The following is a 25,480-nucleotide window of genomic DNA, read 5'->3' as shown; positions in this document are numbered from 1 at the left end:
GGAGGACGCTGTCGGCATGGACCTGGTCGCGCTCGAAGACATCCGACGCCTCAAAGCCCGCTACCTCCGCTGCCTCGACCTCAAGCTGTGGGACGAGATGGCCGGGACACTGACCGCCGACGTGCACGCGCGGTACGGAACGCCGTCGTACGGCAAACCCCTGACCTTCGAAGGCCGCGAAGCGATCGTCGAGTTCTTCCGGAACGCGGTCGGCCCCGGCGTCACCACGGTGCACTTCGCCGGGCAGCCGGAGATCGACGTCGACGGCGACACCGCGACGGGCACCTGGCTGATGCGGGACAAGGTGATCGTGCCCGAGCATCGGGTGATCATCGAGGGCGCGGCGTACTACGAGGACACCTACCGGCGGGTGGACGGCGTATGGCTGACCGCGTCCACCCAGTACGACCGGTTGTACGAAACGATGATGTCGATGGACGACGTGCCGAGCCTGAAGCTCACCGCCAACCGGTGGTCCTCCTGACCCGCGTTTAGTCCTCTGGATGCGGTCCTTGCGCGCGCAACTACCGCATCCAGAGGACTAAACGCGCGGGTGCCGGCCGCCGGATTCGGCGGTGACGGCATCGGCGGCGGCGACCAGAGCCGCGCCCCGCCGCGCGATCTCGGCGCCGGTGACCGGCTCGCCGACCGACAGCGTGAGCACCAGTTCCTGCCGCCCGGAAGCGTCGAACGTCGGGGCGGCCAGCAGACTCACCGCGTGCTTGCGGCGCGGCTCCAGATCGGCGCCGAGGTAGACGCGCTCGCCGAGACTCGAGACGAGTTCTCCCACCAGGCCCCGCACCTCCGGCGGCAGTTCCTCCGCGCCGACGCCCGCCATCAGCGCGTAGAGCCGCCGCCCCGCGGAAGTCAGGCTCTCCACCAGATAACCGTGCTCCCGGCATTCGGCGACGACGCGGCGAAGGTGCGCTTCGTCCAGCCGCACCGGCACCGCCGGGGGTTTGGCGAGCCACGCGTCGAACGCCGCGTCGGAATCCCACAGCACGTACATCAGGCCGACCGGCGGCGCGAACGGATACGTCTCGCCGAGTTTGACCCGGCCCGGACCGGCGCTCTGCAGCATCAGGATCCGGTCGCCGACCACGGCCGACGCCGTGCACGTGGCGCCGTAGCGCCTGCTCAGCTCTTCCAGATGCCGTCGCGCCACCTCGCTCGCGCCGAAGCCCTCGCTCGCGACACGGCCGGCGGCGACCATCGCGGGCCCCAGCCGGTAGGTGACCGGCTGCGGGTCTCGGACCAGGTAGCCGCCCGTCGTCAGCTCGGTCAGGATGCCGAGACAGGTCGGTTTCGCCAGGTCCAGCTCGCGGGCGAGCTCCGAAAGGCCGAAGCGCCGGCCGGGGTGCGCGGCGAAGAAGTCGAGCAGCTTCACGACTCGCTCGGTGGGCGGGGAATGCCGGGCCATTGACCCATCCTTAGAACGCGTTCTAGTCTGATGATGCGAAGAACGTACCAAGTCGGTACGTATTTGTACCAGTATGAGGAGTCGCCGGTGCTCACTCAACCGTTGGCGGACGCGATCGCCGAAGCCGAGAAGGTCATCGCGGAGGCGCCGCATATCCGCACCGAACAGGATCTGATCGAGGGGTACGACTACCTCGCCGGCAGCATCCGCGCCTCTCTGCAGATGGCATGGGCCTACGAACGCGACTATCCGTTCTTCACCCAGTCCACCGGGCCGTACACGAAGATGGGCCTGGACAACCCGGACACGTTGTACTTCAACGCGAACATCCGCGAGGACCGTGAATACGTCGTCACCGGGACGCGGGGGAGCACGGCCGACGTCAGCTTCCAGGTCCTCAACGGCGACTACTCGCCCGTCGAGGTGCCGGACAGCCTCGCCGCCTTCGACGACCGTCAGATCGAGATCGCCGAAGACGGCTCTTTCGAGCTCCGCTTCGGACCGGCCAAACCCGACCCGGGCCCCAACTATTTCGTCCTCGGCCCGGGGTCGTCGATGCTCGTGGTGCGCGAGGTCTACAGCGATTGGGCCACGGAACGCCGCGGCACGATCCAGATCCAGTGCGCCGACACCGCGGGCGGCTCGCCCGCGCCGCTCACCCGCGACGGGCTGGCCAAGCGTTATGGCGTCACCGGCAAGATCCTGCTGAGCAGGCTGCGCACCTTCCTCGCCTTCCCGAAGTGGTTCTATCTGAACCTGCCGGTGAACACGATGACCGAGCCACGTCCCACCCCTGGCGGGCTGACCACGCAGTATTCGTCGGCCGGGCATTACGAACTCGGCGACGAAGAGGTCATGATCGTGACGGTGCCGCGGTCGGACGCGCCCTATCAGGGCATCCAGCTCGGCAGCGTCTGGTACCTCTCGCTCGACTACATCAACCATCAGACGAGCCTCACCGCCGACCAGGCGCGGGTCGACCCGGACGGCAAGATTCGCTTCGTGATCAGCGAACGCGACCCGGGGCTGGCCAACTGGCTCGAACGCACCGGGCACGACCGCGGGTACGTCCAGATCCGCTGGCAGCGCCTCTCCCGTGCGCTCGACGAAGCCGACGGTCCCGAGGTCGAGGTGGTGAAGTTCGGCGAACTCGCCGACCGGTTGCCGTTCCACGACGAGGCGCGGGTGACCCCGGAGGAATGGGCGGACCGGATCTCGGCCCGGCAGACCGCCGTCGCGGCGAGGATGCTGGGATGACGGATCTGTTGCGGGACAAGGTGGTCGTGGTTTCCGGTGTCGGGCCGGGGCTCGGCCGGTCCATCGCCACGCGCTGTGCCGCGGCGGGCGCCGACGTCGTCCTCGCCGCCCGCACCGAATCGAGGCTCGCCGAGGTCGCGAAGGAGGTCGACGCGCTCGGCCGCCGCGCGGTCACCGTGCCCACCGACATCACCGACGACGCTTCGGCCACGAACCTCGCCGACGCCGCCTTGAAGGCGTTCGGCCGGGTGGACGCCTTGGTGAACAACGCTTTCGCCATCCCGCCGATCATGGATCTCGCCGACGTCGACCTGGCCGACGTGCGGGCGGGTTTCGAAACCAACGTGCTCGCCGCCCTGCGGCTCACGCGGCTGTTCACTCCTTCGCTCGCCGAGAGCGGCGGTTCGGTCGTGATGATCAATTCGGCCGTACTGCGGCATTCCCGGCGGACGTTCGGCGCGTACAAGATGGCGAAGGCGAGCCTGCTCGCGCTCGCGCAGAGCCTCGCCTCGGAGGTCGGGCCGCGGGGGATCCGGGTCAATTCCGTCGCGCCCGGCTACATCTGGGCGGACTCGCTGAAATGGTATTTCGCTTATCTGGCCAAGGAACGCGGGGTGCCGCCGGAGCAGGTGTACGCCGAGACGGCGGAGACGATCGACCTGCGCCGCCTGCCGGAGCCGGACGAGATCGCCGACACCGTCGTGTTCCTCGCCTCGTCGCTCGCCCGGTGCGTCACCGGCCAGTGCCTCGACGTCAACGCCGGTGAATATCACCACTGAATCCATGGGGGAACCCGCGTCCGCGATCGACGTCGGCAGGGCGCCGCTGGCTTCCAGCTCACGGAGGAGGAGAGGGCGCCCTGCCACCGCGACAGCGGGGCCTTCGGCCGAGGGCGGGTTCACGCGTTCGGTCACCCTTCAAGATCCATCTTCAGCTCCGCCAACCGGCTCCAAAGGAGAGAACATGCTGCCAGGGCGGGAAAACGTCGGCACCGTGGAAGATCTGCACGCGTCGGCGGCGAAGCTCACCGGGTTGGACGACTTCGGCGACGAAGACCATCTCGAAGGTCTCGGCGTGCTGCTCGATTCGTATGCCGGCGAGGCGGGGTTGACCCCGTACGGCAACAAGATCCATCGCGCCTTCCTGCGCGGAGCACTGGTGGCGAGGTCGTTGAGCGAGGCCTCGTGGAAGCAGAACCCGGAGTACGCCGAGGTTCCCGTCGAGCGGCCCATTTTCGTCACCGGCTTGCCGCGCACCGGGACCACGGCCCTGCACCGGCTGCTCACCGAGGATCCGGCGCATCAGGGGCTGGAGGTCTGGCTGACCGAGGTGCCGCAACCGCGGCCACCGCGCGAGACGTGGGCGGAAAACCCGGTCTTCCAAGGGATCCAGGCGGGCTATGAGAAGCATCATGTCGAGCATCCCGAGTTCATGGGGTTGCACCACATGTCCGCCGACCAGGTCGAGGAATGCTGGCAGCTCCTGCGGCAGTCCCTGAAATCGGTGTCCTACGAATGCCTCGCGCACGTGCCGTCGTACTCGCGGTGGCTGGACGGGCAGAGCTGGACCGACGCCTATCGCAGGCACCGGCGCAACCTGCAGCTCATCGGTCTGCCCGACGCCGGCCGCCGCTGGGTGCTCAAGAACCCGAGCCACCTCTTCGCGCTCGACGCCCTGCTGGAGGTGTATCCGGACGCGCTGATCGTCCAGACCCATCGCGCGCCGAGCACCATCGTCGCGTCGGTGTGCAGCCTGAACGAGCAGGCTTCGGAGGGCTGGTCCGACGTCTTCCGCGGCGACGTGATCGGCCGAAGCCAGCTGGATCTCTGGGCGCGGGGTGCGGAAAAGTCCTTGGAGGCGCGGAAGCGGCATGATCCGGCGCAGTTCTGCGATGTCCGGTACGAGGATTTCGTGGCCGACCCGATCGGCACGGTCGAGGGCGTCTACCGGCATTTCGGCCTCCCGCTGAGCGACGCCGCGCGGGACGCGATGACCGTCGTGCACGCCGAAAGCCGTTCCGGCGAAAGGAAACCCGTGCACCGGTACGACCTCGCGGACTTCGGGCTCACCGCCGGCGAGGTCGACGAGCGCTTCTCGTCCTATCGCGCCGCCTACGACCTCTGACCTCCCGCGTTCAGAGGACGAAACGCGGAAGGGGTCAGAAGCCCGCGACGCGTTGCGAGGGCAGGCCGCGCGTCGTGATCCCGCGCAGCACCTCGACGCGGTCCGAGCCCGGCCGCCGGAGCACCCAGCTCGATCCCGGGACCTCCTTGGCCTGCTTCTTCAACGGCGCCAGGAGCCGGGAAGCGTCCTTGTAGGACCGGATGGCGCCGTTCCCGCACACCAGGGTCGCCAGCGAGACCGTCACCGGGAGCCCGTCGGCCGACCACGGCGTGTCCAGCAGCGCGGCGGCGACCGTGCCGATCTCGTCGACGTCGCAGGCGATCAGGAAGTCGTCCCCGCCCACGTGGCTGACGCGCATCCGGCGCAGCCGGGCCTCCAGATCGGTGAGCGTCCGGCCGAGTGTGCGGATCAGGTCGTCGCCCGCGGCGAACCCGGCGGTGTCGTTGACCGTCTTGAACGAGTCGACGTCCAGCCAAGCGGCGACGAACGGCTCCCGGGCGTTGATACGGCGGTCGACATCCCTCGCGACCGCGTCGCTGCCGGGCAGGCGGGTCAGCGGGCTCAGCGAGACCGCCTCCTCGACCTTCGCCTCCGCGACCCCGCGGACGACCTCGTTCACCAGCACCACGCCGACACACCGGCCGCGGTCGTCGACCACGACGACGTCGTCGCCGGTCCGGCCCCAGTCCGCGTCGGTGACCAGTTCGAGGAATTCGAGCGCGCTCGCGTCGGCGTGGATCGTGTGCGGCCGGTCGGCGAGCCGCGACGCCGGCCGTTTGGCGTGCAGGGCGTGGCCGTACAACCCGGTGACCGCGACCAGGAACCGGGTCCGGTCGATCGACCACTGTGGACGGTGGCGGTCGTCGATGCCGACGATGCCGCTCGGGCCGTCGGCGGCGGCCAGTACCTCGCGCACGTCGTCGCAGGTCGCGTCTTCCGGCAGCGTGGTCGCGGGCCGGAGGAAGTCGCCGACGCGGCGGGCGCGGGCGGTGCCGGGGATGAACGGCCCCGGCGCGTCCGGCGCGGGCAGCGGCGCGTGGTCGCCGTCCGGCGGGGCGAGCAGGTTGCCCTGCGCGATCCGCACGCCGAGCCGCCGGGCGGACTCCAGCTGCTCCGTGGTCTCGAGCCCGGTCGCGACCAGGCGGTTGTCGGTGCGCGACGCGAAGTGCAGCACCGCTTCGACCACCGCGACGGCGGCCGGGTCGTGCGGCAGGCCCCGCAGCACGCTGCGGTCCAGTTTCACCAGGTCCACGGGCGCCGAAGCGAGCAGCGTCAGCGGGAGGTCGCCGCGGCCGAGGCCGTCGAGCGCGAGCCGGAAGCCGAGTTCGGTGAGCCGCCGCATACCGGTGAGCAGCAGGTCGGCGGGGATCTGGGTGAACGGCGGCCCGATCTCCAGCACCACGTCCCTGGTCCGGCGGCCCACCAGGCTGAGCGCGTCGGTCAGCGGGTCGAACTGTGACGGCGGCGCCGCCACCGTCCGCGCGGACAGGTTCAGGTGCAGGGGGAGGGCGGCCTGCGGTTCGCGCAGCTGCCGGACGGCCTCGGCGGCCAGCCCGACGTCGACCTCGGCCAGCCTGCCGTTGCGCCGGGCGTCGGCGAGCAGCTCGTGGGCGGTACCACGGCCCGGCCGCGCCAAGGCTTCGAACGCGACGACGCCGCCGGTGTGCAGGCTGTACAACGGCTGGTAAGCGAAGCGGACAGCGATCTGCAACGTCACAAGCGAATGTTCGCCGGTGGCGGCGCGAAACAAAACACGTGTCAACTGATGTTCATCGTGAAGGCACCTGGGTTACCTAGAACGGCGTAACGCACGCCACCCGATCAGGTGTTTTCTTACTGGCCACGGTGACATTCGGAAAAGCGCCGACATCGCTTCGGCGGTACCCGAAACATCTTCGCGACCGCTGGTGAATGCGCGCTGGAGCTCCGCGGGCAACGTGAAGAACAGATCGAAGAACACCGGGACCAGTTCGGGCGGCATCCCGCACAACGCGCGCAATCCGTACCGTCGCAACCCGTGCACTGTGCGTGCCGAGGACGGCCACAACGCCCTGTGCGCGGCCGACGCCACCGCGGCGGGCCCACGGTCCCAAGCCCGGACGATCGCGTCCGCGACCGGCTCCGCGAGCCGCACCGACGTCGCGACGCTGTACCCGGTCGCCGGATGCACCAGCGCTCCGGCGGCCCCGAACGGCACCGTCCGGCCGCGCCGGGGCACGGGCTGGTCGAGCACGATCCGCACGCGCTCCTCGCGTCCGCGTGAGGTCACGCCGACGGTCCGTAGCCGGGTGCGCAGCCGCGCCGCCAGGACGTCCAGGGGCAGCCCGGGCTTGCGGGCGAGCGAGGTCTCCTCGACCAGCACGGTGCCGTCGCCGAGCGGCAGTACATAGAGGAATCCGGACTCCGTGTTCCGCCAGTCCATGAACACGGCGGTGTCCGGGCCTTCGGCCAGCCGCAGCGCGTCCTCGGCGGGGAGGACGACGCCGACCGCCGTCTGTTCGTACCGGTTCCCCCGCGGTCGGACGCCGGACGCGTCCACGTACAGACCTGTCGCGAGGACCTGGCCGTCGTCGAGGCGCACTGACGAGCCTTGGCCGCCATGGTCCACGTCGGACACCGTCCCGGCGACGACGTCGTAGCCCTCGTCGAGCCATCGGCGCAGGCCGTCGTTGTCCACCACGAGGTACTGACGATCCAGGACGTGCGGTCCGGTCCCGAAGGCGAGCGTGGCCGAAGGAGCGCACGCGACGGCGCTCCGGGGCAGCGCGGGCAGCTCGTCGGCCCACAGCCCGTAGGTCGCCCGCCAGCGTCTCCCCGGTGCCGGGTCGATCAGGGTCGTCGCCAGGCCTCGCCGGGCGCAGGCACGCGCGAGCGCCCGGCCCGCCGGGCCGCCGCCCGCGATCACCACGTCCGCCACCTTCGTATCTCATCACGCCGCCCCGACGGATACGGTGTTGCGCATGGAACAGACGGACCCGAGGACGTGGCGGCGCGATCCGGCGAGCGAGAGCGCCGGGTTCACCGACCTCGCCACGAGCCCGTTCCGGATCGACCGCGACCGGATCGCCGCCTCGCCCTTCTTCGCGCGGCTCGGCGGGGTGACGCAGGTGGTCAGCGCCGGCGGTTCCGGGCTCCTGCACAACCGGCTCACCCACAGCCTCAAGGTCGCGCAGGTCGCCCGCGCGATCGCCGAGCGGATCAATTCCGCGAGCGATTCCGCCGAACTGGCCGCGAAACTGGGCGGGTGCGATCCGGACGTCGCCGAGGCCGCCTCGCTCGCGCACGATCTGGGGCATCCGCCGTTCGGGCACCTCGGCGAGCAGACCCTGGACCGGATCGCCCGGCACCGGTTCGGCCTCGCCGACGGTTTCGAAGGCAACGCGCAATCGTTCCGGATCATCACCACCACCGACGTCCGCGGCCCGTCCGCTTCCGGTCTGGACCTCACGACGGCGGTGCGCGCCGCGGTGCTGAAATACCCGTGGGCGCGGCTGCACGTGCCCGATCCGCATCCGACGTCGATGCCCGTCCAGCCACGCGGCGCGGCCGAACCGGCCGACGCTCCCGGCACCGGCGCGAGCAAGTTCTCCGCCTACAGCACCGAACTCGACGACTTCACCCACGCGCGGGCCCCATTCGACGGCCGGATCGAACCCTGGCAGCAGACCGTCGAAGCGTCCGTGATGGACACCGCCGACGACATCGCGTACGCCATCCACGATCTCCAGGACTTCCACCGGATCGGTGTGCTGCAGCACGCTCCGGTCGCCGCCGAGTTCACCGGCTGGGTCGACCACGCGGTGGCACTGGCCGCGCTGGACGACGCGACCTTGACCGCCGAACGGCGGCTGCCCGGCCGTTCGCTGGAACGGCTGCGCCGCCGGATGCACGCCAAGGACGGATGGATCGTCGACGACGACGCCTTCACCAGCGCCGTGGTCCGGGTGCGCGCCGAACTCGTCGACGGTCTGCTCGCCACCGGGTTCGACGGTTCCATCGAGGCCGAACAGGCCACCGCCGCCTTCTCCGCGAAATGGACCGCGCGGCTCGTCGACGGTGTCCAGGTGGTGGCGTCGCCCTCCACCCGGACAGGGCATCTCACGCTGCGTCCCGCGCAGTGGCACGAGGTGCAGGTGCTGAAGTTCGTGCACCGGCAATTCGTCCTCCTGCGCCCGGAACTCGCGCTGCACCAACGCGGGCAGGCGAGCCTGGTGACCACCCTGGTCGACGCGCTCGACGCGTGGCTGCTCGACCGCGACGAGTTCTACCGCCTCCCACGACGGCTGCACGATCTGGTGGAGCTGGCGCGGTCCGAGTTCTCCGCGCTGGCGCGGACGTCGCCGGAACTGCTCGTCGGGGCGACCGGGGAACCGGTCACCGGTGCCGACGCCGTACGAGGCCTGGCGCGAGGGCGGGCGGTCGTCGACTTCGTGGCGTCGCTGACGGACAAGCAGGCGGTGACCCTTTTGGACGGCTTGTCGGGCCGTGCTTCGCAGCCTTGGTCGGACTCCTTCGTCCTGTGATCGCGCGATTACCCTGAACGGCCCACGACCTGCGGCCGAATCCGGAAATTCTCCATCCGACGTCACCCGAACGGCTCCTGCCGCCGGTGCACGCCCGGTACTTAGCTTGATCCAGCCGGTGATCGCCGGCGTCGGTCAGCGTGAGTCGGGGCACGCGCCTAGGAATCGGAGGCGCACGTGCGTCCAACCCGTTCTAGTAGGAGAAGAAGAACGATCCTGACCGCGGGCACCGCGGCCCTCGTCACCGCGCTCGGCCTGGTGAGCCCGCCCGTCGCGACGGCGGAGACCACGCAGTCCCCGGACGCGTTCTCGGCGAACACCGTCCGGCAGATCGAAGCGCTGCAGTCGATCAAGAAGAGCCAGAGCGCCGGTGAGTCCAAAATGGACAGCCGACTGCTCGTCGAGCAGAAACTCCGCGCGCAGCGGATGTCGGCCTCCGCGGTTCCCGCACTGGGGTCTGGGGCGAATGTCTCCGCGGCCGGCACCGTACTCGTGGACATCCGTGGCCAGGTCTCGGAAGAACTCCTCAAGGGACTGCGTGAATCCGGTGCGGGGATCCGCGCGGTCTCCGAGCGGTACGGCAGTGTCCGCGCCGAGGTGCCGCTGAACGCGGTCCCGGCGATCGCGGCCCGCGCCGACGTCAAGAAGGTCGAGACCGCCAACGAGGCGTTCACCGCCCGCCAGCTCGCCGAGCCCGCCACCGCGGGCAAACGGGAGAGCAAGGAAGAGAAGGCCGCCCGGATCGCGGACGAGCTGAAGAAGGCCGTCGAAGCCAAGGGGCAGCCGGGTATCGCGGCCGGGCCGGTCAACAGCGAAGGCGACCGCGCGCACAACGCCGACACCGCGCGCCAGCAGTTCGGTGTCACCGGTGTGGGCACGAAGATCTGCGCGCTGTCCGACGGCATCGATTCGCTCGCGACCTCGCAGGCGCGCGGCGAACTCCCGGCGGGCGTCGACGTGATCCCCGGCCAGGAAGGCGACGGTGACGAGGGCACCGCGATGCTCGAGATCATCCACGATCTCGCGCCGAACGCGGAACTCGGTTTCGCCAGCGCGTTCAACTCCGACGCCAGTTTCGCCGACAACATCCGCAAGCTGCGCTTCGACGCGCACTGCGACGTCATCGTCGACGATGTCCTGTACTTCAAGGAATCCCCGTTCCAGGACTGGATCATCGCCCAGGCCGTGAACGACGTGACCGCGAACGGCGCGCTGTACTTCTCCTCGGCCGGTAACGAGGGCAACGTCGCCGACGGCACTTCGGGCCACTGGGAAGGCGACTTCGTCGACTCCGGCAAGAGCATCGGCAAATACGCCGGTACCGCGCACAACTTCGCCGGCGCCGAGGGCAACCAGGTCTTCCAGCCGCTGTCGAGCGCGTCGGGCCGGGTGCCGGTCACGTTGTTCTGGTCGGACCCGCTGGGCCGTTCGAACAACGACTACGACCTGTACCTGCTGAACGCGGCGGGCAACGTCGTCGACTTCAGCCAGGACGTCCAGACCGGCACCCAGGACGCCTACGAACGGGTGGACACCACGGGCGTCGCCGGGCTGCGGCTGGCCATCGTCAAGTTCTCCGGTGAGGGCCGCTACCTTTCGCTGTCCGCGCTGCGCGGCCGGTTCACCGATTCGGCCGACGGCCTCAAGGCCTACACCAAACCCGGCGTGACCGTGGGCCACTCGGCCGCGCGGGACGCCTTCAGCGTCGCGGCCGCACCGGCCGCCAAGGCGTTCCCCCGTGCCCTCGAACCGGGCGACCCGGCCAACCCGGCTGGCCCGTTCCCGGGCGCGTTCGGCACGACGTCGAAGGTCGAACGGTTCACTTCGGACGGTCCGCGGCGGATGTTCTACCAGGCCGACGGCACGCCGATCACCCCGGGCGACGTGTCCGGGACCGGTGGTGAGGTCCGCGCCAAGCCGGACATCACCGCGGCCGACGGCGTTTCCACCAGCGTCACCGGCTTCACCACGTTCTACGGCACGTCGGCCGCCGCGCCGCACGCCGCCGCGATCGCGGGCCTGGTGCTCTCGGGCAACCCGGGGCTGCCCCCGGCCGAGGTGCGCGAGGCGCTGATCACCACCGCCGTCGACATCCTGGCCCCCGGCCGCGACGACTCCAGCGGCGCGGGCGTCATCCTCGCCGACAAGGTGCTCGCCTACACCGGCGCCAGCCCGCAGCCGCTCGCGTCCGCAGGGCAGCCGACGGTCACCCCGGCCGACGGCGGCTCCGCGCTCGACCCTGGCGACACCGCCAAGGTGACCCTGCCGGTGACCAACCGCGGCGACGGCACCGCGACGTCCACCAGCGTCGTGCTCTCCAGCCCGACCCCCGGTGTCACGGTGGCGCCGCGGTCGAAGTCGTACGGCACGATCAGCCCCGGGCAGACCGGCGTGAACGACTTCACGATCACCGTCCCCGCCACGCAGGAACTCGGGGTGCCGGTGGTGCTGAACGCGCGCGTGACGTTCGCGGGTTCGTACTCGCCGACGACGTCCACGTTCTCGCTGCCGGTCGGCACCCCGTCGCCGGTGACGCAGAACTTCGCCTACGCCGGTGACGCGGTGGCGATCCCGGACAGCGACCCGACCGGTGTGACCGTGCCGATCACGGTGAGCGGCGTCGGACGCGCGTCGAAGCTGACGTTCTCGGTGGACGGCGCGACCTGCAACACCGACCAGACCTCGACGACGGTGGGCATCAACCACTCGTACGCCGGTGACCTGGTCGGCACGCTGACGTCGCCCGCGGGGCGAAGGCGACCGTGTTCCAGCGCAGCGGCGGCTCGGGCAACAACCTGTGCCAGGTCGTCTTCGCCGACAACGCGGCCGCCGCGTTCAGCTCGGTGAGCGCGGCGAACGCGCCGTTCACCGGCACCTACAAGCCGGCGCAGGCGCTCGGCGGCCTGGCCGGTGCGGCGGCCGACGGCACGTGGAAGTTCACCGCGGTCGACGTCGCCGGTGGCGACACCGGGTCGATCCGCTCGATTTCCTTGCACATCAACGGTTTCGTGCAGCCTGGCGTGGCTGAGCGGCCGGCGAGCGTCGGGAAGTCCGTAGGGAAGGGCCGGTGAAGCCGGTCTAGTCCTCTGGTTTGTGTGTGAAGGCCTCCTTCCCTTGGCTCAGCCGAGGGAAGGAGGCCTTCACACGCGTCGGGGCCCGCGGCGCGAAGGCGTAACTCGCGTGCTTGAACGCGACACTCGCGTGCTTGGAGACGTAACTCGCGAGTTACGTCTCCAAGCACGCGAGTTACGTCTTCGAGCACGCGAGTGCGGTGTTGCCGATCCGCCCGTGCCCCGTAGGTTGGACCCATGGCGAGGGAGCGGCAGGTGGCGGGCGGGGGCCGGGCGGTCGAGGTCGCCCCGGAGCGCCTCGAAGGCTGGTACGCCCGCTTCGCCGTCCGCAACGACGGCGTGCGCTCGACGGAGCTGAAGCCGGACACCGTCACCGTCGTCGCCGGAAACGGCGTCGTCGCCGTCGCGACCGTCCCTTTCGGACCGCTGCGGGCGGAAGGAACAGTGACGGGACTGGCCGTCGGCCCGCTCGTCGAGCACGCGCTGATCTCGCGGCGGATCGCGCTCCTGCTGGTGCGCCGCGGCGGGCACAGCGTCGGGATCGCGCGCGGGGAGTGCTCGTCCAGTCCAGGACGGACCGGCATCTCGTCCAAGGCCGGTCCGCGGCGGGCGGGTGGTCGCAGCAGCGGTTCGCGCGGCGCAGGGAGGGGCAGGCCCGCACGGCGCTCCGCTCCGCGGCGGACGACGCCTTCGAGGTGCTCGTCCCTCAACTGTCCGAAGTGGACGCAGTCGTCCTCGGTGGTGACCGCCGGGCCGTGGACACCCTCCGCGAGGACAGGCGGCTGACCCCGTTGTTCCGGCGTGCCGAGCCCCGCGTTCTCGACATCCCCGAACCGCGCCGCACGGTGCTCGAAGACGCGGCGGAACGGGCCGTCGCGGTCGAAATCACCCTCGCCGGGCCGTGACGTCGGGCACGGTCCGATAAAACCGTTCGACACCGGCCCGTACACTGATCGCGTGGACATCCTCTTGGAGTAGCTCCTCGCCGGCCCGTCGGCCGGCGAGTCGAAGCTGTCCGCTCATCCACCCCTTGTACCGGGAGTTCCCGTGATCACGGCCTCTGGCCTGCAGCTGCGCGCTGGTTCGCGCATCCTGCTCGACGACACCAACGTCCGCATCCAGCAGGGCGACCGCATCGGCCTGGTCGGCCGCAACGGCGCCGGCAAGACCACCTCGCTCAAGGTGTTGGCGGGGGAGGGCGAGCCGTACGCGGGCGAGGTCCGCCGCAGCGGCGAGCTCGGCTATCTCCCGCAGGACCCGCGTGAGGGCGACCTGTCCGTCACCGCGAAGGACCGTGTGCTCTCCGCGCGCGGCCTCGACTCGTTGCTGCGCAACATGGAAAAAGCGCAGAACGCGATGTCGGAGCTGGTGGACGAGAAGGAACGCGACAAGGCGGTCAACCGCTACAGCCGTCTCGAAGAGCGCTTCGCCTCCCTCGGTGGGTACGCCGCCGAGAGTGAGGCCGCGCGGATCTGTTCCAACCTCGGCCTCGCCGACCGGGTGCTCGCGCAGACGCTGCAGACGCTCTCCGGTGGTCAGCGACGCCGTGTCGAGCTGGCCCGGATCCTGTTCGCCGCCGCCGAAGCGGGCGCGGGCGGCAAGTCCGAAACGATCCTGCTGCTCGACGAGCCCACCAACCACCTCGACGCCGACTCCATCAACTGGCTTCGAGGATTCCTGAAGCAGCACGACGGCGGTCTCGTGGTCATCAGCCACGACGTCGAACTGCTCGCGGACGTGGTCAACAAGGTGTGGTTCCTCGACGCGACCCGCGGCGAGCTCGACCTCTACAACATGGGCTGGCAGCGGTACCTCGACGCACGCGCCACGGACGAGAAGCGCCGCCGTCGCGAACGCGCGAACGCCGAGAAGAAGGCGTCCGCGCTGCAGCAGCAGGCCGCCAAACTGGGTGCCAAGGCGACGAAGGCCGTGGCCGCCAAGAACATGGCCCGCCGCGCCGAGCAGATGCTGTCCGCGCTCGACGAGACCCGGCAGGCCGACAAGGTCGCCCGGATCAAGTTCCCCGAGCCCGCCCCGTGCGGCCGGACCCCGCTCACCGCGGAGGGGCTCTCGAAGTCCTACGGCTCGCTCGAGATCTTCACCGGGGTCGACCTCGCCATCGACCGTGGTTCGAAGGTCGTCGTGCTCGGATTGAACGGTGCCGGAAAGACGACTCTGCTCCGGCTGCTCGGCGGAATGGAAACTCCGGATACCGGCGAGACCATTCCAGGTCACGGATTGCGTTTGGGCTATTACGCACAGGAACACGAAACGCTCGACCATGATGCGTCCGTGTGGGAAAATATCCGTCACCTCGCGCCGGACACCGGCGCGCAGGAGTTGCGGAACCTTCTCGGCTCGTTCCTGTTCACCGGCGAGCAGCTCGATCAGCCCGCCGGCACGCTCTCCGGCGGCGAGAAGACGCGGCTCGCGCTCGCCGGTCTGGTGTCCAGCGCTGCCAACGTTTTGCTGCTCGACGAGCCGACGAACAACCTGGACCCGGCCAGCCGTGCCCAGGTCCTGGACGCCTTGCGCAGCTTCGCCGGAGCGGTCGTCCTGGTGACGCACGACCCGGGCGCGGTCGAGGCGCTGGAGCCGGAACGCGTGATCCTCCTGCCGGACGGAACCGAGGACCATTGGTCGGCGGATTATCTGGAACTTGTCCAGCTTGCGTGAGCCCTGCGTCCGTTCGGGTGCTTGATCGATGCCATCCGGCCACTGAAATGGCCCAATGTGATCGCGGTTTCAGCAGTTTTGCGCTCGTCGTCTGGCATTCCGGCGCTCAGTGTTCGATCATTGCGGCGACAGGGGCCGTTATGTGGCCCAGAACACTCTCGGCGGGAAGGCGATCGACGTGGCTGATCTCAAGAAAGGCGCGCGGATCACCGGCAACACGCGTGACAAGCTGGCCGCTGACCTGAAGAAGAAATACGAGAAGGGCTCGAGCATCCGCGCTCTCGCGGAGTCCACGGGCCGCTCGTACGGGTTCGTGCACCGGGTCCTCTCGGAGTCCGGCGTCCAGCTGCGCGGCCGTGGCGGTGCCACCAGGGTCAAGAAGAAGTAGTCACGAGGAAGTAGCGGACTGCTGCGCGGGGGGCGCAGTTCCCTTTCCAGGGACCGCTGTTTCACGGGTTTCCGCGGCCAGGAAGGCCAGCCTGGCACCGAGCAGGACCAGCGGATACACCAGGTAGCCGTACCGCGTCGCCGGAGTGAGCATGATCAGCGCGACGAGCCCGACGGCCATGCGCAGCAACGCGTCCGAACCGGTCGCGGGCGGGCGTCGCAGCAGCCAGAGAAGGATCGCGACGGCCGCGATCCCGAGCAGGGCGAAGGAAACCGCCGTGCCCACCGGGCCGAGCGAGGCGATGAGGTGGCCGGGCAACGGGCTCGCCGCCGGTGACTTGATCACGCCGATTCCCAGCGGGAACCGGAAGACGTGCTCGACGAACGCCTTGGGGTCCACCAGGTACACGGGTACGTGCAGGACGAGGGTCGTCACCACGAGTGCCGCGGCGAATCCGCCCAGTGCGCGAGGGCCACGCCGCGTGATCACCAGGACACCCAGCACCACGATCGCCGGCGCGACGATGAGTTTCGCGCTGACCACCAAGGCCAGCACCAGGCCCGACAGGACCACGCGGCCCGTCGTGGCCAGCGCGAAGGACAGCACCAGCAGCCCGACGATGGCCAGATCCGGGCCGGCGACCGCCCAGGTCAGCGCGGTCAGCGGGCAGGCGAGCGCGAGTTGTGCCGCGCTGACGGGGATTTTCGGCCACTTCAGCAGCCGCAGCGTCAGCAGTACACACGCGACGGCCGCCAGCGCGAACATCCAGCGCGCGTCGGTGAGGGCGTTCGCGACCGGCCCGCCGCCCAGCAAGGCGCGCGGCAGGCCGAAGACGGTCATCACCGGACCGTATGGCGTGTAATCGTTTACTTCCACCGCGCGACCGAGCGCGGTGACGTCGACGTACGGGGTTCCGTTCTCCAGAAGGAGTTTCGCCGACCGTTCGATGACCCAGACCTCGGGCTGCGCGGCCCATGAGACCGGCGTGATGAGCCAGTCCACTCCGGTCAGACGGCGAATGACGAGCATTCCCAACGGAAGGATCATGGCGAACAAGCCGATGGCGCCGATACCGATCCACCGCGAACCGAGCGCGCCGGGCAGCCGCTTGCCGCGCCGCGCGGCGATCGTCAGCCAGCCGGTGTGGACCACGGCGAGCCCGTAACCCGCTACAGCGAAGTTCGCCCACACGCGATAACCGTAGAATTCCGCGACGGCGGTGTTCACGACGGCGAAGATCAGGCAGCCCGTGTAGAAGACCAGGTCGATGGTCAGTCGCCGCCGGTCTGGGTCCTTGGTCACAGGCTCAGGCTACCGACGCGGCCACGCCCGCCGGAAAGAGGACGCGGAAACCGGGAAGCATCCGGTGCGCCGCGGTGTTGGTCTTGCTTATATCCGGGAAAACTCTCGACTAATATCGAGGTTTTGGGGGCTGAGAGAGGGTTCTCATGGACAACACGTACGCGCTGATGAACTCGGCGATGAGATCCGCCGACGTTCCGAAGGGGCTGCACAAGGGGACGCTCCGCCGCGTCGCGCGGTTCGCCAGGCCGCACTGGCGGAGATTGATGATATTCCTGGTGCTCACCGTCGTTTCGGCGGTGCTGGCGGTGAGCACGCCGGTGCTGGCCGGGAAGGTGGTCGACGCGATCGTCGGCGGGCGCGACGTCGCGCTGGTGGTGTGGCTCGCCGTGGTGATCGCGGCGCTGGCCCTGATCGACGCCGGGCTCGGGCTGGCCGAACGGGCGCAGTCGTCGAGGATCGGCGAGGGGATCATCCTCGACCTGCGGCTCGCGGTGTACCGCCATGTGCAGCGGATGCCGGTCGCGTTCTTCACCCGCACCCGCACCGGCGCGCTGGTGAGCAGGCTCAACAACGACGTCATCGGCGCGCAGCGCACGTTCACCGCGACACTGTCGGGCTTGGTCACCAACGTGATCCAGCTGGCGCTGTCGCTGGTGGTCATGGTGACGCTGTCCTGGCAGGTCACCCTGCTGGCGCTGGTGCTGCTGCCGGTGTTCATCCTGCCGACGCGGCGGCTCGGGCGGCGGATGGCCGGGCTGCAGCGGGAGGCCGGCGGGCTCAACGCGTCGATGACCACGCAGATGACCGAACGGTTTTCCGCGCCGGGCGCGACGCTGGTGAAGCTGTTCGGCGACCCGGAGCGCGAGACCGGCGAGTTCGGCGCGCGGGCCGGACGGGTGCGCGACATCGGTGTTCGCACGGCGATGCTGACGCGCTGGTTCCTGACCAGCCTGACCACGGTCTCCGCGCTCGCGCAGGCGCTGGTCTACGGGCTGGGCGGCTATCTGGCGCTGACCGGGGCGCTCGCGCCGGGCACCGTCGTGGCGCTGGCGTTGCTGCTGACCAGGCTGTACTCGCCGCTGACCGCGCTGGCGAACGTCCGGGTGGACGTGATGACGGCGCTGGTGTCGTTCGAGCGGGTCTTCGAGGTGCTCGACCTCAAGCCGATGATCGAGGAGAAGCCGGACGCGCGACGGGTTCCCGAAGGCCCGGTTTCGGTGGAGTTCTCGGACGTCCGGTTCGGTTACCCGGCGGCGGACCGGTACTCGCTGGCGTCGCTGGAGGATGTGTCCACTTTGGATCACCGGGGTGGCGAGGAGGTGTTGCACGGCATCAGCTTCCGCGCCGAACCCGGGCAGATGGTGGCATTGGTGGGATCGTCGGGCGCGGGCAAGTCGACGATCGCCTCGCTGCTGCCGCGGCTGTACGACGTCGATGCCGGTTCGGTTCGCCTGTCCGATGTGGACGTTCGCGAGCTGGAGTTCGCCTCGCTGCGGGAAACCGTCGGCGTGGTGACCCAGGACGGGCACCTCTTCCACGACACGATCCGCGCGAACCTCGAGTACGCGCGGCCGGGGATCACCGACGCCGAGATCTGGTCGGCGCTGGACCGCGCCCGGCTGGCCGAGCTGATCCGGGACCTGCCGGACGGGCTGGAGACCGTGGTGGGGGAGCGCGGCTACCGGCTCTCCGGCGGCGAACGGCAGCGGCTGACCATCGCCCGGCTCCTGCTCGCACAGCCGAGGGTCGTCGTCCTCGACGAGGCGACCGCGCATCTGGACTCCCAGTCCGAAGCGGCCGTGGGGGAAGCGCTGACCGACGCGCTGGACGGGCGGACGGCGCTGGTCATCGCGCACCGGTTGTCGACGGTCCGCGCAGCGGATCAGATCCTGGTGATCGAGCACGGGGAGATCGTCGAGCGGGGGACGCACGAAGAGCTCCTCGCGCGCGAAGGCCGCTACGCGTCGCTGTACCTGACGCAGTTCTCGGAGGAACCCGCGGCCGCGTGACCCTCAGGTGCCTCGTGAGTGGCGAGGACGGTTAGAACCGTCCTCGCCACTCACGAGGGCGGGAGACGCGAAGGTCGCGTTCACCAGCGCCATCTTCCGCGGATCGTCCCGCATCAGCGGCCCCATCCGGTTCATCGTGTAGCCGAAGGCGATCCCGCTCTCGGGATCGGCGCCGCCGGACGAGCCGCCGAGCCCGTCGTGCCCGAACGCGCGCGGGTTCGGGCCGAAGCCGCGTTCCTCGCTGCCGAGGTAGAACCCCAGCGCCCATTCGTTGCCCAGCCCGCCGACGACGTCGGCCTCCCGGCCCTGCCCTTCGCGGGCCGTCGCGAGCGCTTCCGCCGAGAGCAGCCGCCCGGAGGCGAGCGCGCCGTAGACGGTCGCGATGGCCCGGGCGGTGCCGTGCCCGTTCAGCGCGGGCAGGATCGCGCGCCGCCAGCCGGGTTCGTTGGCGTCGCGGCCTTGGACGCGCGGGTTCGCCAGCGCCGCGAGGGCGACGGGGCCGGCGTTGGCGAACGCCTGGGTCAGCGCGGTCTTCATCTCGGCGCTGAGCACGGGCTCGACCAGGGTGGAGCAGCGTGCCAGATCGTCGTCGGAATCCAGGCCGATCCGGAAGTCCGCGCCCAGCGGACCGGCGATGTGCTCGGCGAAGTACGCGCGGACGTCCTGCCCGCTCACCCGGCGGATCACCTCGCCGACGAGAAAGCCGAACGACAGCGCGTGGTAGCCGCTGGCCGTCCCCGGCTCGAACAGCGGCGGCTGCGCGGCGAGCAGTCCGGTGATGTGGTCCCAGTCGTACAGTTCCTCGACCGCCACCGGCCGGTCGAGGCCGATCCCGGTCACCCCGGAGCGGTGCGAGAGCAGCCATCGCACCGGGATGTCCTGCTTGCCCGCGGCCGCGAACTCGGGCCAGTACTTCGCGACGGGAGCCTCGATGTCGAGCGCGCCGGCGTCGGCGAGGTGGTGCGCGCAGAGCGCGGTCATGCCCTTGGTGGTCGACCAGACGTTGGTCAGCGTCTCCGCTCGCCACGGGGTCGTCCGGTCCGGATCGGCCCAGCCCGCCCAGAGGTCGACCACGGTCTCGCCGTGCCGGGTCACCGAGAACGCGGCGCCGATCTCACCGCGTGCGGCGAAGTTCTCCTCGAAGGCGGCCCGGACGGGTTCGAAGTCCGCCGCGCATTCACCGTGGATCTCGGTCATGGCACGGACCTCCTGCGGACACCGACCGGTCGGTATGTGACCGTAGGAGTGTCGCGGGGACGAGTCAAGAGGCCCGTCCCTGCGGATCGCTACCGCAGCGCCGGGACCCGCGCGCCGTACTTGGCCAGCAGCGCGGCGTTGGCCTCGTCGCCACCGTCCACGTTGGAGCTGCGCCACAGCGGGATGTCGACGCCCTGCGCCGCACCGAGGTCCACGACCTCGGCGAGCACGAGGTTCCAGAGGAACGCGTTGATCACTGTGGACAGTGGCGCGGTCCGCGGCGCCTCCGGTGGATAGCTCGAGTCGCCGGGACGGACGTGGGAGTCGAGCACGATGCTCGCCTCTTCGATCAGCGTCGTGGCCGCGCGTTTGGGCGCCGCGGCCACGGACGCGGCCGAGCTCACCGCGATGACCGACGCGCCGCGTTTGCGCGCCCCGGCGGCCAGTTCGACCGGGTACGGGTTGACCCCCGAGGTCGAGAACACCACCAGCAGGTCGTCCGGGCCGGGGGCGCGCTCGGCGAGCACCTCTTCGGCGAGCCCGGAGCGGCGCTCGGTCTTGGTGCTGTGCTGCGCGCCGTGCAGCGGCAGCAGCTCGGGGTGGTAGAGCGGGTAGACACAGGCGAGCCCGCCCGCCCGGTAGAAGGTTTCGGCGACCGCGGCCAGTGAATGACCGGCCCCGGCGGTGAACACCAGGGCGTCGGCCCGGATGACCCCAGGATCAGCTCGGCCGACTTCCGGATCTGCTCCGCGTTACCCCGTTCGGCCTCCGCGAGCCGTCCGGCGACGTCTGCACAACGTTCGGTGGTGCTCACCACATCCGCCCTTCCGTCTGGAGATCAGCGACGAATGTAGCGCGTGGACCAATCGCCGAAGTGGAATACATGGGGTCATGATCGAGGTTGACCCGATCACTGCGGCCGGGGTTTCGGAGACTGGAGGGTCCAGGGTGAGCGAGGCTGATCCCGCGGTGCGGACTTGGCGAGCACGCGGCCAGGTGAAAGCCGTGGTGCTGGTACTGCACGGCGGCGCGGAGCACAGTCATGCCCGCGTGGCGCCGTGGCGGCTGGCGTACCAGCGGATGGTGCCGCTGGCGAAGGACGTGCACCGGGCCGGCCGGGGGCACGGGGTCGAGGTGCGGCTGCTGCGCAACCGGATCTACGGCTGGAACGACCACGGCGCCGACGCGCTCGCCGACGCGCGCTGGGCGCTGAACCGGATCCACGAGGACCACCCTGGCGTCCCGGTGATCCTCGTCGGCCATTCGATGGGGGACGGGTCGGCCTGCGGGTCGCCGACGATCCGGCCGTCATCGGCGTCTGCGCGCTGGCACCCTGGACACCACCGGGTGAACCCATCGACGCCGTCGGCGGCCGCGCCGTGCTCATCGCGCACGGGACCAAGGACCGCATGACCGATCCGGTGGCATCACACGCTTTCGCCGAACGCGCCGAAAAGGTGACGTCGCGGTCGGCGCGGTTCGAAATCGGCGGTGAAGGGCACGCGATGCTACGAAGGTCTCGCGTCTGGAACCGTCTCGTACGGGCATTCGCACTCGAGCTCATCGAAGCCGGGGGCACTGACGAAACACTGAGCGGAGCCTGGGATCGGCCGAGCTCGGAACGGCTGCGGATCCCGGTCTAGACCGGGCGGGAGGGAGTACCCATGTCCACGTCGAGCGTCGATCGGACGGCAGGTTCGTCCGGCCTGCCCGGTCCCGACGAAACCCGGTGGCCGGGATTGGCCACCCCGCCGCATTCCCCGTTCCGGGCGCGGATCGCCGAGCAGTTGTTCCGGCACGCGGTGCGCCCGCTGAACGTCCGCGTGCGCATGCCCGACGGCTCACAGCTGGGCGCGGGCGGCCCGGACGCGCCCGAAATGCGGCTCAACCGTCCCGCCGCCTTCTTCCATCGCCTCGGCGTGGACGCGAAGATCGGCTTCGGCGAGGCGTACATGGTCGGCGACTGGACGAGCGACGCGCTCGCCGAGGTGCTGACCCCGTTCGCGGAGCGGATGGCGACGCTCATCCCGCCGCTGCTGCAGCGGTTCCGCCGGTTCGTCGATCGCGGCCACCCGGACGGCGAGGAGAACACCGTCGAGGGTGCGCGGGCGAACATCCATCGCCACTACGACCTGTCCAACGACCTGTTCGGCGCGTTCCTGGACCCGTCGATGATGTACTCGTCGGCGTTGTTCGGTCCGGACGACGACCTCACCGCCGCCCAGCACCGCAAGATCGACAGCGTCCTCGACTACGCCGGCGTCCGCGAAGGCAGCACGGTGCTCGAGATCGGCACCGGCTGGGGCGAACTCTCGATCCGGGCCGCCGCGCGCGGGGCCACGGTCACGTCATTGACCATTTCCGACGAGCAGGCGGCGCTGGCGACCGAACGCATCGCGGCGGCGGGCTTCGCCGACCGCGTCGACGTCCGGCTGTGCGACTACCGCGACTCCTCCGGCGAGTACGACGCCGTGGTGAGTGTCGAGATGATCGAAGCGGTCGGGGAGGCGTACTGGCCGACGTTCTTCGAGACCATCGGGAAACGGCTGAAACCGGGCGGAAGACTGGGGCTTCAGGCGATCACCATGGACCACGAGCGCATGGTGGCCGCGGCCCGTTCGTACACCTGGATGCACAAGTACATCTTCCCCGGCGGGCTCATCCCGTCGACCACCTCCGTCGAACAGGGCCTGCTGGAGCACGCGCGGTTGCGGCTGGAGGGGGTGCGCGAATTCGGCCACGACTACGCCCGCACGTTGCGGCTGTGGCGGGAAAGGTTCACCCAGCGGTGGGGCGAGATCACCGAATTGGGCTTCGACGACGTGTTCAAACGGATGTGGGAGTTCTATCTGGCGTACTCCGAAGCGGGGTTCCGTTCCGGGTATCTCAAGGTCCACCAGTTCGGATTCGCCGAAAACGGACGGTGACGACCACCCAACCGATGCGGGGTGCCGGACGTCCTTCACCTAGGGTCTGCGGTTGACTGGGCCCCACACGCGAGATCGGGACGGGTGATTCGGCATGACGTATGGAGGCGACGACCGAGGGCGACGGATGCCGCCACAACGGCCGCCGTCCGGCCGCCCCCGGCGGCACCAGCCCGCGCAGATGATGCCGCTGCCGGGCCGGGGGAGCAGCCCGTACGACGAGCGGACGACGCCCATGGGGCACGGAGGCCAGGAGCGCCCCGCGGGCCCGCCTCCGCGCCGCCCAGGCCCGCCGCAGCCCCCTCCGGGGCGCCCGATGGACGACGCGCGCCCGCCGCGGCGGCGTAAGCGCTGGGGCTTCGGCAAGGTGCTGCTCACCTTGCTGACCGTGTTCGTGGTGTTCCTCGCCGGCGTGTGGGTGTACCTGGAGTTCTCGATCAACCGCGTCGACGCGCTGGCCGACTATTCCGGCCGTCCCGTCGCGGCCGAGGGCACCAACTGGCTGATCGTGGGCTCCGACAGCCGGGACGGGCTGACCCCCGAAGAGCAGGAGAAGCTGGTCACCGGTGACTCCAAGGCCGCCGGCGGCGGCAAGCGGACCGACACCATCATGATCGCGCACATCCCGTCCAACAGCGTCAAACCGACGCTGCTGAGCCTCCCGCGCGACTCGCAGGTGAGCATTCCCGGGCACGGCAAGAACAAGATCAACGCGGCGTTCTCGATCGGCGGCCCGACGCTGCTCGCGCAGACCGTCGAAGGCGCCACCGGCCTGCGCATCGACCACTACGCCGAGATCGGCTTCGGCGGCTTCGCGAAGATCGTCGACGCGATCGGCGGAGTGCACATGTGCGTCGAGAAGCCGATGGAGGACACCCTCACCAAGATCAAGATCCCCGCGGGCTGCCAGGACCTCCAGGGCCCGCAGGCGCTCGGGTTCGTCCGCATGCGGCACAGCGAGGCCACCCCGCGTTCGGACCTCGACCGCGTCGCCAACCAGCGGAAGTTCATCGGCGCGATGGTCAGCGAGATCGGCAGCCCGGGCACGCTGCTGAACCCGTTCACGCTGTTCCCCCTGCTGTCGACCGCGCCGGACGCGCTGACCATGGATTCGGGCGACCACGTGCACAACCTGGTCGGGCTGGCGCTGGCGATGCGCGGGATCTCCTCGGGTGGCGTCGTCACCACGACGGTGCCGGTGACCAGCGGTTCGGCGGAGAACTGGGACAAGACGAAGTCGAAGCTGCTCTTCGACGCGTTGAAGAACGACACGGAGATCCCGGACAGCGCGATCCTGACCTGACCTCCGGTCTCACCCCTTGCTCGGCCCGGAGGTACGTGATGGCCCCCTTCCTTGCGTCTAGCGCAGTGAAGGGGGCCATCACGTACTTGGCGAGGTGTGAAGGTCGAGTTTCCTCGGCGTCACCCGCGATGACTGCTGGGACCAGTGGTGTCGCCGAGGCTGCGGATAGCGATCGCGTAGTCCGTGAGGGCCTCCTTCCCTACCTTGAGAGTAGGGAAGGAGGCCCTCACGGACCTGCGACCACCAGGCCAACGTCTTGGTTCTAACCGTCCTTACCACTCACAAGGAGCCTGATGGAAGCGCCTGCCGAAACCCTCGCCGACGAAGTCGTCACGCTGCGCCGCTGGAAGCCGGAGCAGCTCGAAACCCTCGCGGCCGTCGCGGGGGACTCGGCCGGGCATCTGGGCGCCTGGATGATCTGGGCCGCCTTCGGCTACGGCCGCCCCGAAGCCGCCGACTTCCTTGAGCTGACCGCGAAGAACTGGGCCGACGGCAAGACCTACGACTTCGCGATCCTCACCGGGGAAGACCTCGTCGGCGGCGCGGGCATGATCACGCATCCGGACCGGATCGAGATCGGCTACTGGCTCGGCAGGCACCACACCGGCTGCGGCTTCGCGACCAGGGCCGCGAAGCTCCTGGCAGACGAGGCTTTCCGGCTCGGCGCGCCGGAGGTCGAGATCCGGCACGACGAGAAGAACCTCGCGAGCGGGGCCGTGCCCGCGCGGCTGGGGTTCACGATGATCGGCGACGAGGCCGCCGAACCACCGCTCGCCCCCGCCTGCGCGGGTGTCATGAAGATCTGGCGGCTCAAGCGTCCTTAGCCGCGCGCTCGCGCAAGGCCGCGAGCGCCTTGTCGGCGTGCACGGTGAACTTCAGCTCGCTCTTGATCACTTCGAGCACCTTGCGGTCGGTGTCGATGACGAAGGTGTGCCGCTTGGCGTGCAGCGGGCTGAACTTGCGCCATACGCCGAACTGTTTCGCCACCACACCGTCCACATCGGACAGCAGGGGGTAGTCGAAGCCGTGTTTGGCGGAGAACTCCTGCTGCTTGGCGACGGCGTCCGGACTGATGCCGACGCGGTGCGCGCCCACTTCGGCGAATTCCGCGGCCAGATCGCGGAAATGGCAGCTTTCCGCGGTGCAGCCGCTGGTCATCGCGGCGGGGTAGAAGAACAGCACCACCGGGCCGGACGAGAGGAAGTCCGAAAGCGTGCGCTCTTCACCCTTGTCGTCGGGCAGCGTGAAGTCCGGGGCGAGGTCACCTTGGTCCATGGACC

General features: G+C 69.8%; 19 protein-coding genes and 3 pseudogenes. 15 read left to right on the top strand and 7 right to left on the bottom strand.

Annotated elements, in window-relative coordinates; translation table 11 throughout:
* The first annotated feature begins 16 nt into the window (after window positions 1-16).
* Window positions 17-484, top strand: a complete 468-nt coding sequence (locus MJQ72_RS02595) for a nuclear transport factor 2 family protein (RefSeq protein ID WP_240597382.1) — start codon at window positions 17-19, stop codon at window positions 482-484.
* 57 nt (window positions 485-541) lie between these two features.
* Here the strand turns inward: MJQ72_RS02595 and MJQ72_RS02590 are convergent, their stop codons facing one another.
* Window positions 542-1,420 (bottom strand): helix-turn-helix domain-containing protein, encoded by an 879-nt coding sequence (locus MJQ72_RS02590; RefSeq protein WP_240597381.1) that lies wholly within the window; start codon window positions 1,418-1,420, stop codon window positions 542-544.
* A gap of 87 nt (window positions 1,421-1,507) precedes the next feature.
* On the opposite strand from MJQ72_RS02590, the gene MJQ72_RS02585 reads away from it, so the two are divergent.
* The 3 genes from MJQ72_RS02585 (at window position 1,508) to MJQ72_RS02575 (ending at window position 4,801) form a co-directional block, all read left to right on the top strand.
* Window positions 1,508-2,677: a hypothetical protein gene (locus tag MJQ72_RS02585; protein ID WP_240597380.1), complete on the top strand. Its 1,170-nt coding sequence runs from the start codon at window positions 1,508-1,510 to the stop codon at window positions 2,675-2,677.
* Window positions 2,674-3,456 (top strand): SDR family oxidoreductase, encoded by a 783-nt coding sequence (locus MJQ72_RS02580; protein ID WP_240597379.1) that lies wholly within the window; start codon window positions 2,674-2,676, stop codon window positions 3,454-3,456. Before MJQ72_RS02585 ends, MJQ72_RS02580 begins: the two co-directional genes overlap by 4 nt.
* A 184-nt stretch (window positions 3,457-3,640) precedes the next feature.
* Window positions 3,641-4,801, top strand: a complete 1,161-nt coding sequence (locus tag MJQ72_RS02575) for a sulfotransferase (protein ID WP_240597378.1) — start codon at window positions 3,641-3,643, stop codon at window positions 4,799-4,801.
* Window positions 4,802-4,835: 34 nt separating this feature from the next.
* On the opposite strand, the gene MJQ72_RS02570 is transcribed toward MJQ72_RS02575, so the two are convergent.
* Together MJQ72_RS02570 and MJQ72_RS02565 are read right to left on the bottom strand one after the other, a co-directional pair.
* Window positions 4,836-6,518 carry a GGDEF domain-containing protein gene (locus MJQ72_RS02570; protein ID WP_240597377.1) on the bottom strand — a complete coding sequence of 561 codons (1,683 nt, stop codon included), beginning with the start codon at window positions 6,516-6,518 and terminating at the stop codon, window positions 4,836-4,838.
* Between the two features lie 72 nt (window positions 6,519-6,590).
* Window positions 6,591-7,718 carry a lycopene cyclase family protein gene (locus tag MJQ72_RS02565; RefSeq protein ID WP_240597376.1) on the bottom strand — a complete coding sequence of 376 codons (1,128 nt, stop codon included), beginning with the start codon at window positions 7,716-7,718 and terminating at the stop codon, window positions 6,591-6,593.
* 43 nt (window positions 7,719-7,761) lie between these two features.
* Here MJQ72_RS02565 and MJQ72_RS02560 point away from each other — a divergent pair, with 43 nt between their 5' ends.
* From MJQ72_RS02560 to MJQ72_RS02535, 6 genes and pseudogenes are all read left to right on the top strand, one after another.
* Window positions 7,762-9,324 (top strand): deoxyguanosinetriphosphate triphosphohydrolase family protein, encoded by a 1,563-nt coding sequence (locus MJQ72_RS02560; protein WP_240597375.1) that lies wholly within the window; start codon window positions 7,762-7,764, stop codon window positions 9,322-9,324.
* A gap of 177 nt (window positions 9,325-9,501) precedes the next feature.
* Window positions 9,502-12,171 (top strand): S8 family serine peptidase, encoded by a 2,670-nt coding sequence (locus tag MJQ72_RS02555; RefSeq protein ID WP_240597374.1) that lies wholly within the window; start codon window positions 9,502-9,504, stop codon window positions 12,169-12,171.
* Entirely contained in the window at window positions 12,087-12,395 is a 309-nt protein-coding gene (locus MJQ72_RS02550) for a hypothetical protein (RefSeq protein WP_240597373.1), read from the top strand. Before MJQ72_RS02555 ends, MJQ72_RS02550 begins: the two co-directional genes overlap by 85 nt.
* Before the next feature lie 237 nt (window positions 12,396-12,632).
* Window positions 12,633-13,300 (top strand): annotated as a pseudogene (locus MJQ72_RS02545) (acVLRF1 family peptidyl-tRNA hydrolase).
* 142 nt (window positions 13,301-13,442) lie between these two features.
* Entirely contained in the window at window positions 13,443-15,071 is a 1,629-nt protein-coding gene (locus MJQ72_RS02540) for an ABC-F family ATP-binding cassette domain-containing protein (RefSeq protein ID WP_038515461.1), read from the top strand.
* A gap of 178 nt (window positions 15,072-15,249) precedes the next feature.
* On the top strand, window positions 15,250-15,459 hold the full coding sequence (locus tag MJQ72_RS02535) for a helix-turn-helix domain-containing protein (protein WP_003071237.1): 210 nt from the start codon (window positions 15,250-15,252) through the stop codon (window positions 15,457-15,459).
* On the opposite strand, the gene MJQ72_RS02530 is transcribed toward MJQ72_RS02535, so the two are convergent.
* Entirely contained in the window at window positions 15,460-16,761 is a 1,302-nt protein-coding gene (locus MJQ72_RS02530) for a glycosyltransferase family 87 protein (protein WP_240597372.1), read from the bottom strand. It abuts the gene before it with no gap.
* Window positions 16,762-16,907: 146 nt separating this feature from the next.
* Here MJQ72_RS02530 and MJQ72_RS02525 point away from each other — a divergent pair, with 146 nt between their 5' ends.
* The gene (locus MJQ72_RS02525; RefSeq protein ID WP_240597371.1) at window positions 16,908-18,773 is read left to right on the top strand and encodes an ABC transporter ATP-binding protein; all 1,866 of its coding nucleotides are present in this window, start codon (window positions 16,908-16,910) and stop codon (window positions 18,771-18,773) included.
* 3 nt (window positions 18,774-18,776) lie between these two features.
* Here the strand turns inward: MJQ72_RS02525 and MJQ72_RS02520 are convergent, their stop codons facing one another.
* Window positions 18,777-19,970, bottom strand: a complete 1,194-nt coding sequence (locus tag MJQ72_RS02520) for a serine hydrolase domain-containing protein (protein ID WP_240597370.1) — start codon at window positions 19,968-19,970, stop codon at window positions 18,777-18,779.
* Between the two features lie 89 nt (window positions 19,971-20,059).
* Window positions 20,060-20,787: pseudogene (locus MJQ72_RS02515) on the bottom strand (SIS domain-containing protein).
* A 131-nt stretch (window positions 20,788-20,918) separates the two neighbouring features.
* Here MJQ72_RS02515 and MJQ72_RS02510 point away from each other — a divergent pair.
* The 4 genes and pseudogenes from MJQ72_RS02510 (at window position 20,919) to MJQ72_RS02495 (ending at window position 25,024) form a co-directional block, all read left to right on the top strand.
* Window positions 20,919-21,613 (top strand): annotated as a pseudogene (locus MJQ72_RS02510) (alpha/beta hydrolase).
* A gap of 21 nt (window positions 21,614-21,634) precedes the next feature.
* A complete protein-coding gene (locus tag MJQ72_RS02505) occupies window positions 21,635-22,897 on the top strand; it encodes a cyclopropane-fatty-acyl-phospholipid synthase family protein (protein ID WP_240597369.1) in 1,263 nt (420 codons plus the stop codon).
* A gap of 94 nt (window positions 22,898-22,991) precedes the next feature.
* Complete coding sequence (locus MJQ72_RS02500; protein WP_240597368.1) at window positions 22,992-24,200, top strand: LCP family protein; 1,209 nt, start codon at window positions 22,992-22,994, stop codon at window positions 24,198-24,200.
* Between the two features lie 293 nt (window positions 24,201-24,493).
* The gene (locus MJQ72_RS02495; RefSeq protein WP_240597367.1) at window positions 24,494-25,024 is read left to right on the top strand and encodes a GNAT family N-acetyltransferase; all 531 of its coding nucleotides are present in this window, start codon (window positions 24,494-24,496) and stop codon (window positions 25,022-25,024) included.
* Here MJQ72_RS02495 and MJQ72_RS02490 read toward each other — a convergent pair.
* The gene (locus tag MJQ72_RS02490; RefSeq protein ID WP_240597366.1) at window positions 25,011-25,475 is read right to left on the bottom strand and encodes a peroxiredoxin; all 465 of its coding nucleotides are present in this window, start codon (window positions 25,473-25,475) and stop codon (window positions 25,011-25,013) included. The genes MJQ72_RS02495 and MJQ72_RS02490 overlap by 14 nt on opposite strands.
* Between the last annotated feature and the right edge of the window lie 5 nt (window positions 25,476-25,480).

Origin of the sequence: Amycolatopsis sp. EV170708-02-1 (assembly GCF_022479115.1) — a bacterium.
In the GTDB taxonomy this organism is placed as follows: domain Bacteria; phylum Actinomycetota; class Actinomycetes; order Mycobacteriales; family Pseudonocardiaceae; genus Amycolatopsis.
This window is presented reverse-complemented; position numbering and strand designations above follow the sequence as displayed.

What these genes read in the sequence shown, in the direction of transcription:
- MJQ72_RS02580 (WP_240597379.1), top strand. Translation starts at nt 2,674, where the DNA reads ATGACGGATCTGTTGCGGGACAAGGTGGTCGTGGTTTCCGGTGTCGGG.
- MJQ72_RS02520 (WP_240597370.1), bottom strand. Translation starts at nt 19,970, where the DNA reads ATGACCGAGATCCACGGTGAATGCGCGGCGGACTTCGAACCCGTCCGG.
- MJQ72_RS02590 (WP_240597381.1), bottom strand. Translation starts at nt 1,420, where the DNA reads ATGGCCCGGCATTCCCCGCCCACCGAGCGAGTCGTGAAGCTGCTCGAC.
- MJQ72_RS02505 (WP_240597369.1), top strand. Translation starts at nt 21,635, where the DNA reads ATGTCCACGTCGAGCGTCGATCGGACGGCAGGTTCGTCCGGCCTGCCC.
- MJQ72_RS02595 (WP_240597382.1), top strand. Translation starts at nt 17, where the DNA reads ATGGACCTGGTCGCGCTCGAAGACATCCGACGCCTCAAAGCCCGCTAC.
- MJQ72_RS02495 (WP_240597367.1), top strand. Translation starts at nt 24,494, where the DNA reads ATGGAAGCGCCTGCCGAAACCCTCGCCGACGAAGTCGTCACGCTGCGC.
- MJQ72_RS02575 (WP_240597378.1), top strand. Translation starts at nt 3,641, where the DNA reads ATGCTGCCAGGGCGGGAAAACGTCGGCACCGTGGAAGATCTGCACGCG.
- MJQ72_RS02490 (WP_240597366.1), bottom strand. Translation starts at nt 25,475, where the DNA reads ATGGACCAAGGTGACCTCGCCCCGGACTTCACGCTGCCCGACGACAAG.
- MJQ72_RS02500 (WP_240597368.1), top strand. Translation starts at nt 22,992, where the DNA reads ATGACGTATGGAGGCGACGACCGAGGGCGACGGATGCCGCCACAACGG.
- MJQ72_RS02525 (WP_240597371.1), top strand. Translation starts at nt 16,908, where the DNA reads ATGGACAACACGTACGCGCTGATGAACTCGGCGATGAGATCCGCCGAC.
- MJQ72_RS02560 (WP_240597375.1), top strand. Translation starts at nt 7,762, where the DNA reads ATGGAACAGACGGACCCGAGGACGTGGCGGCGCGATCCGGCGAGCGAG.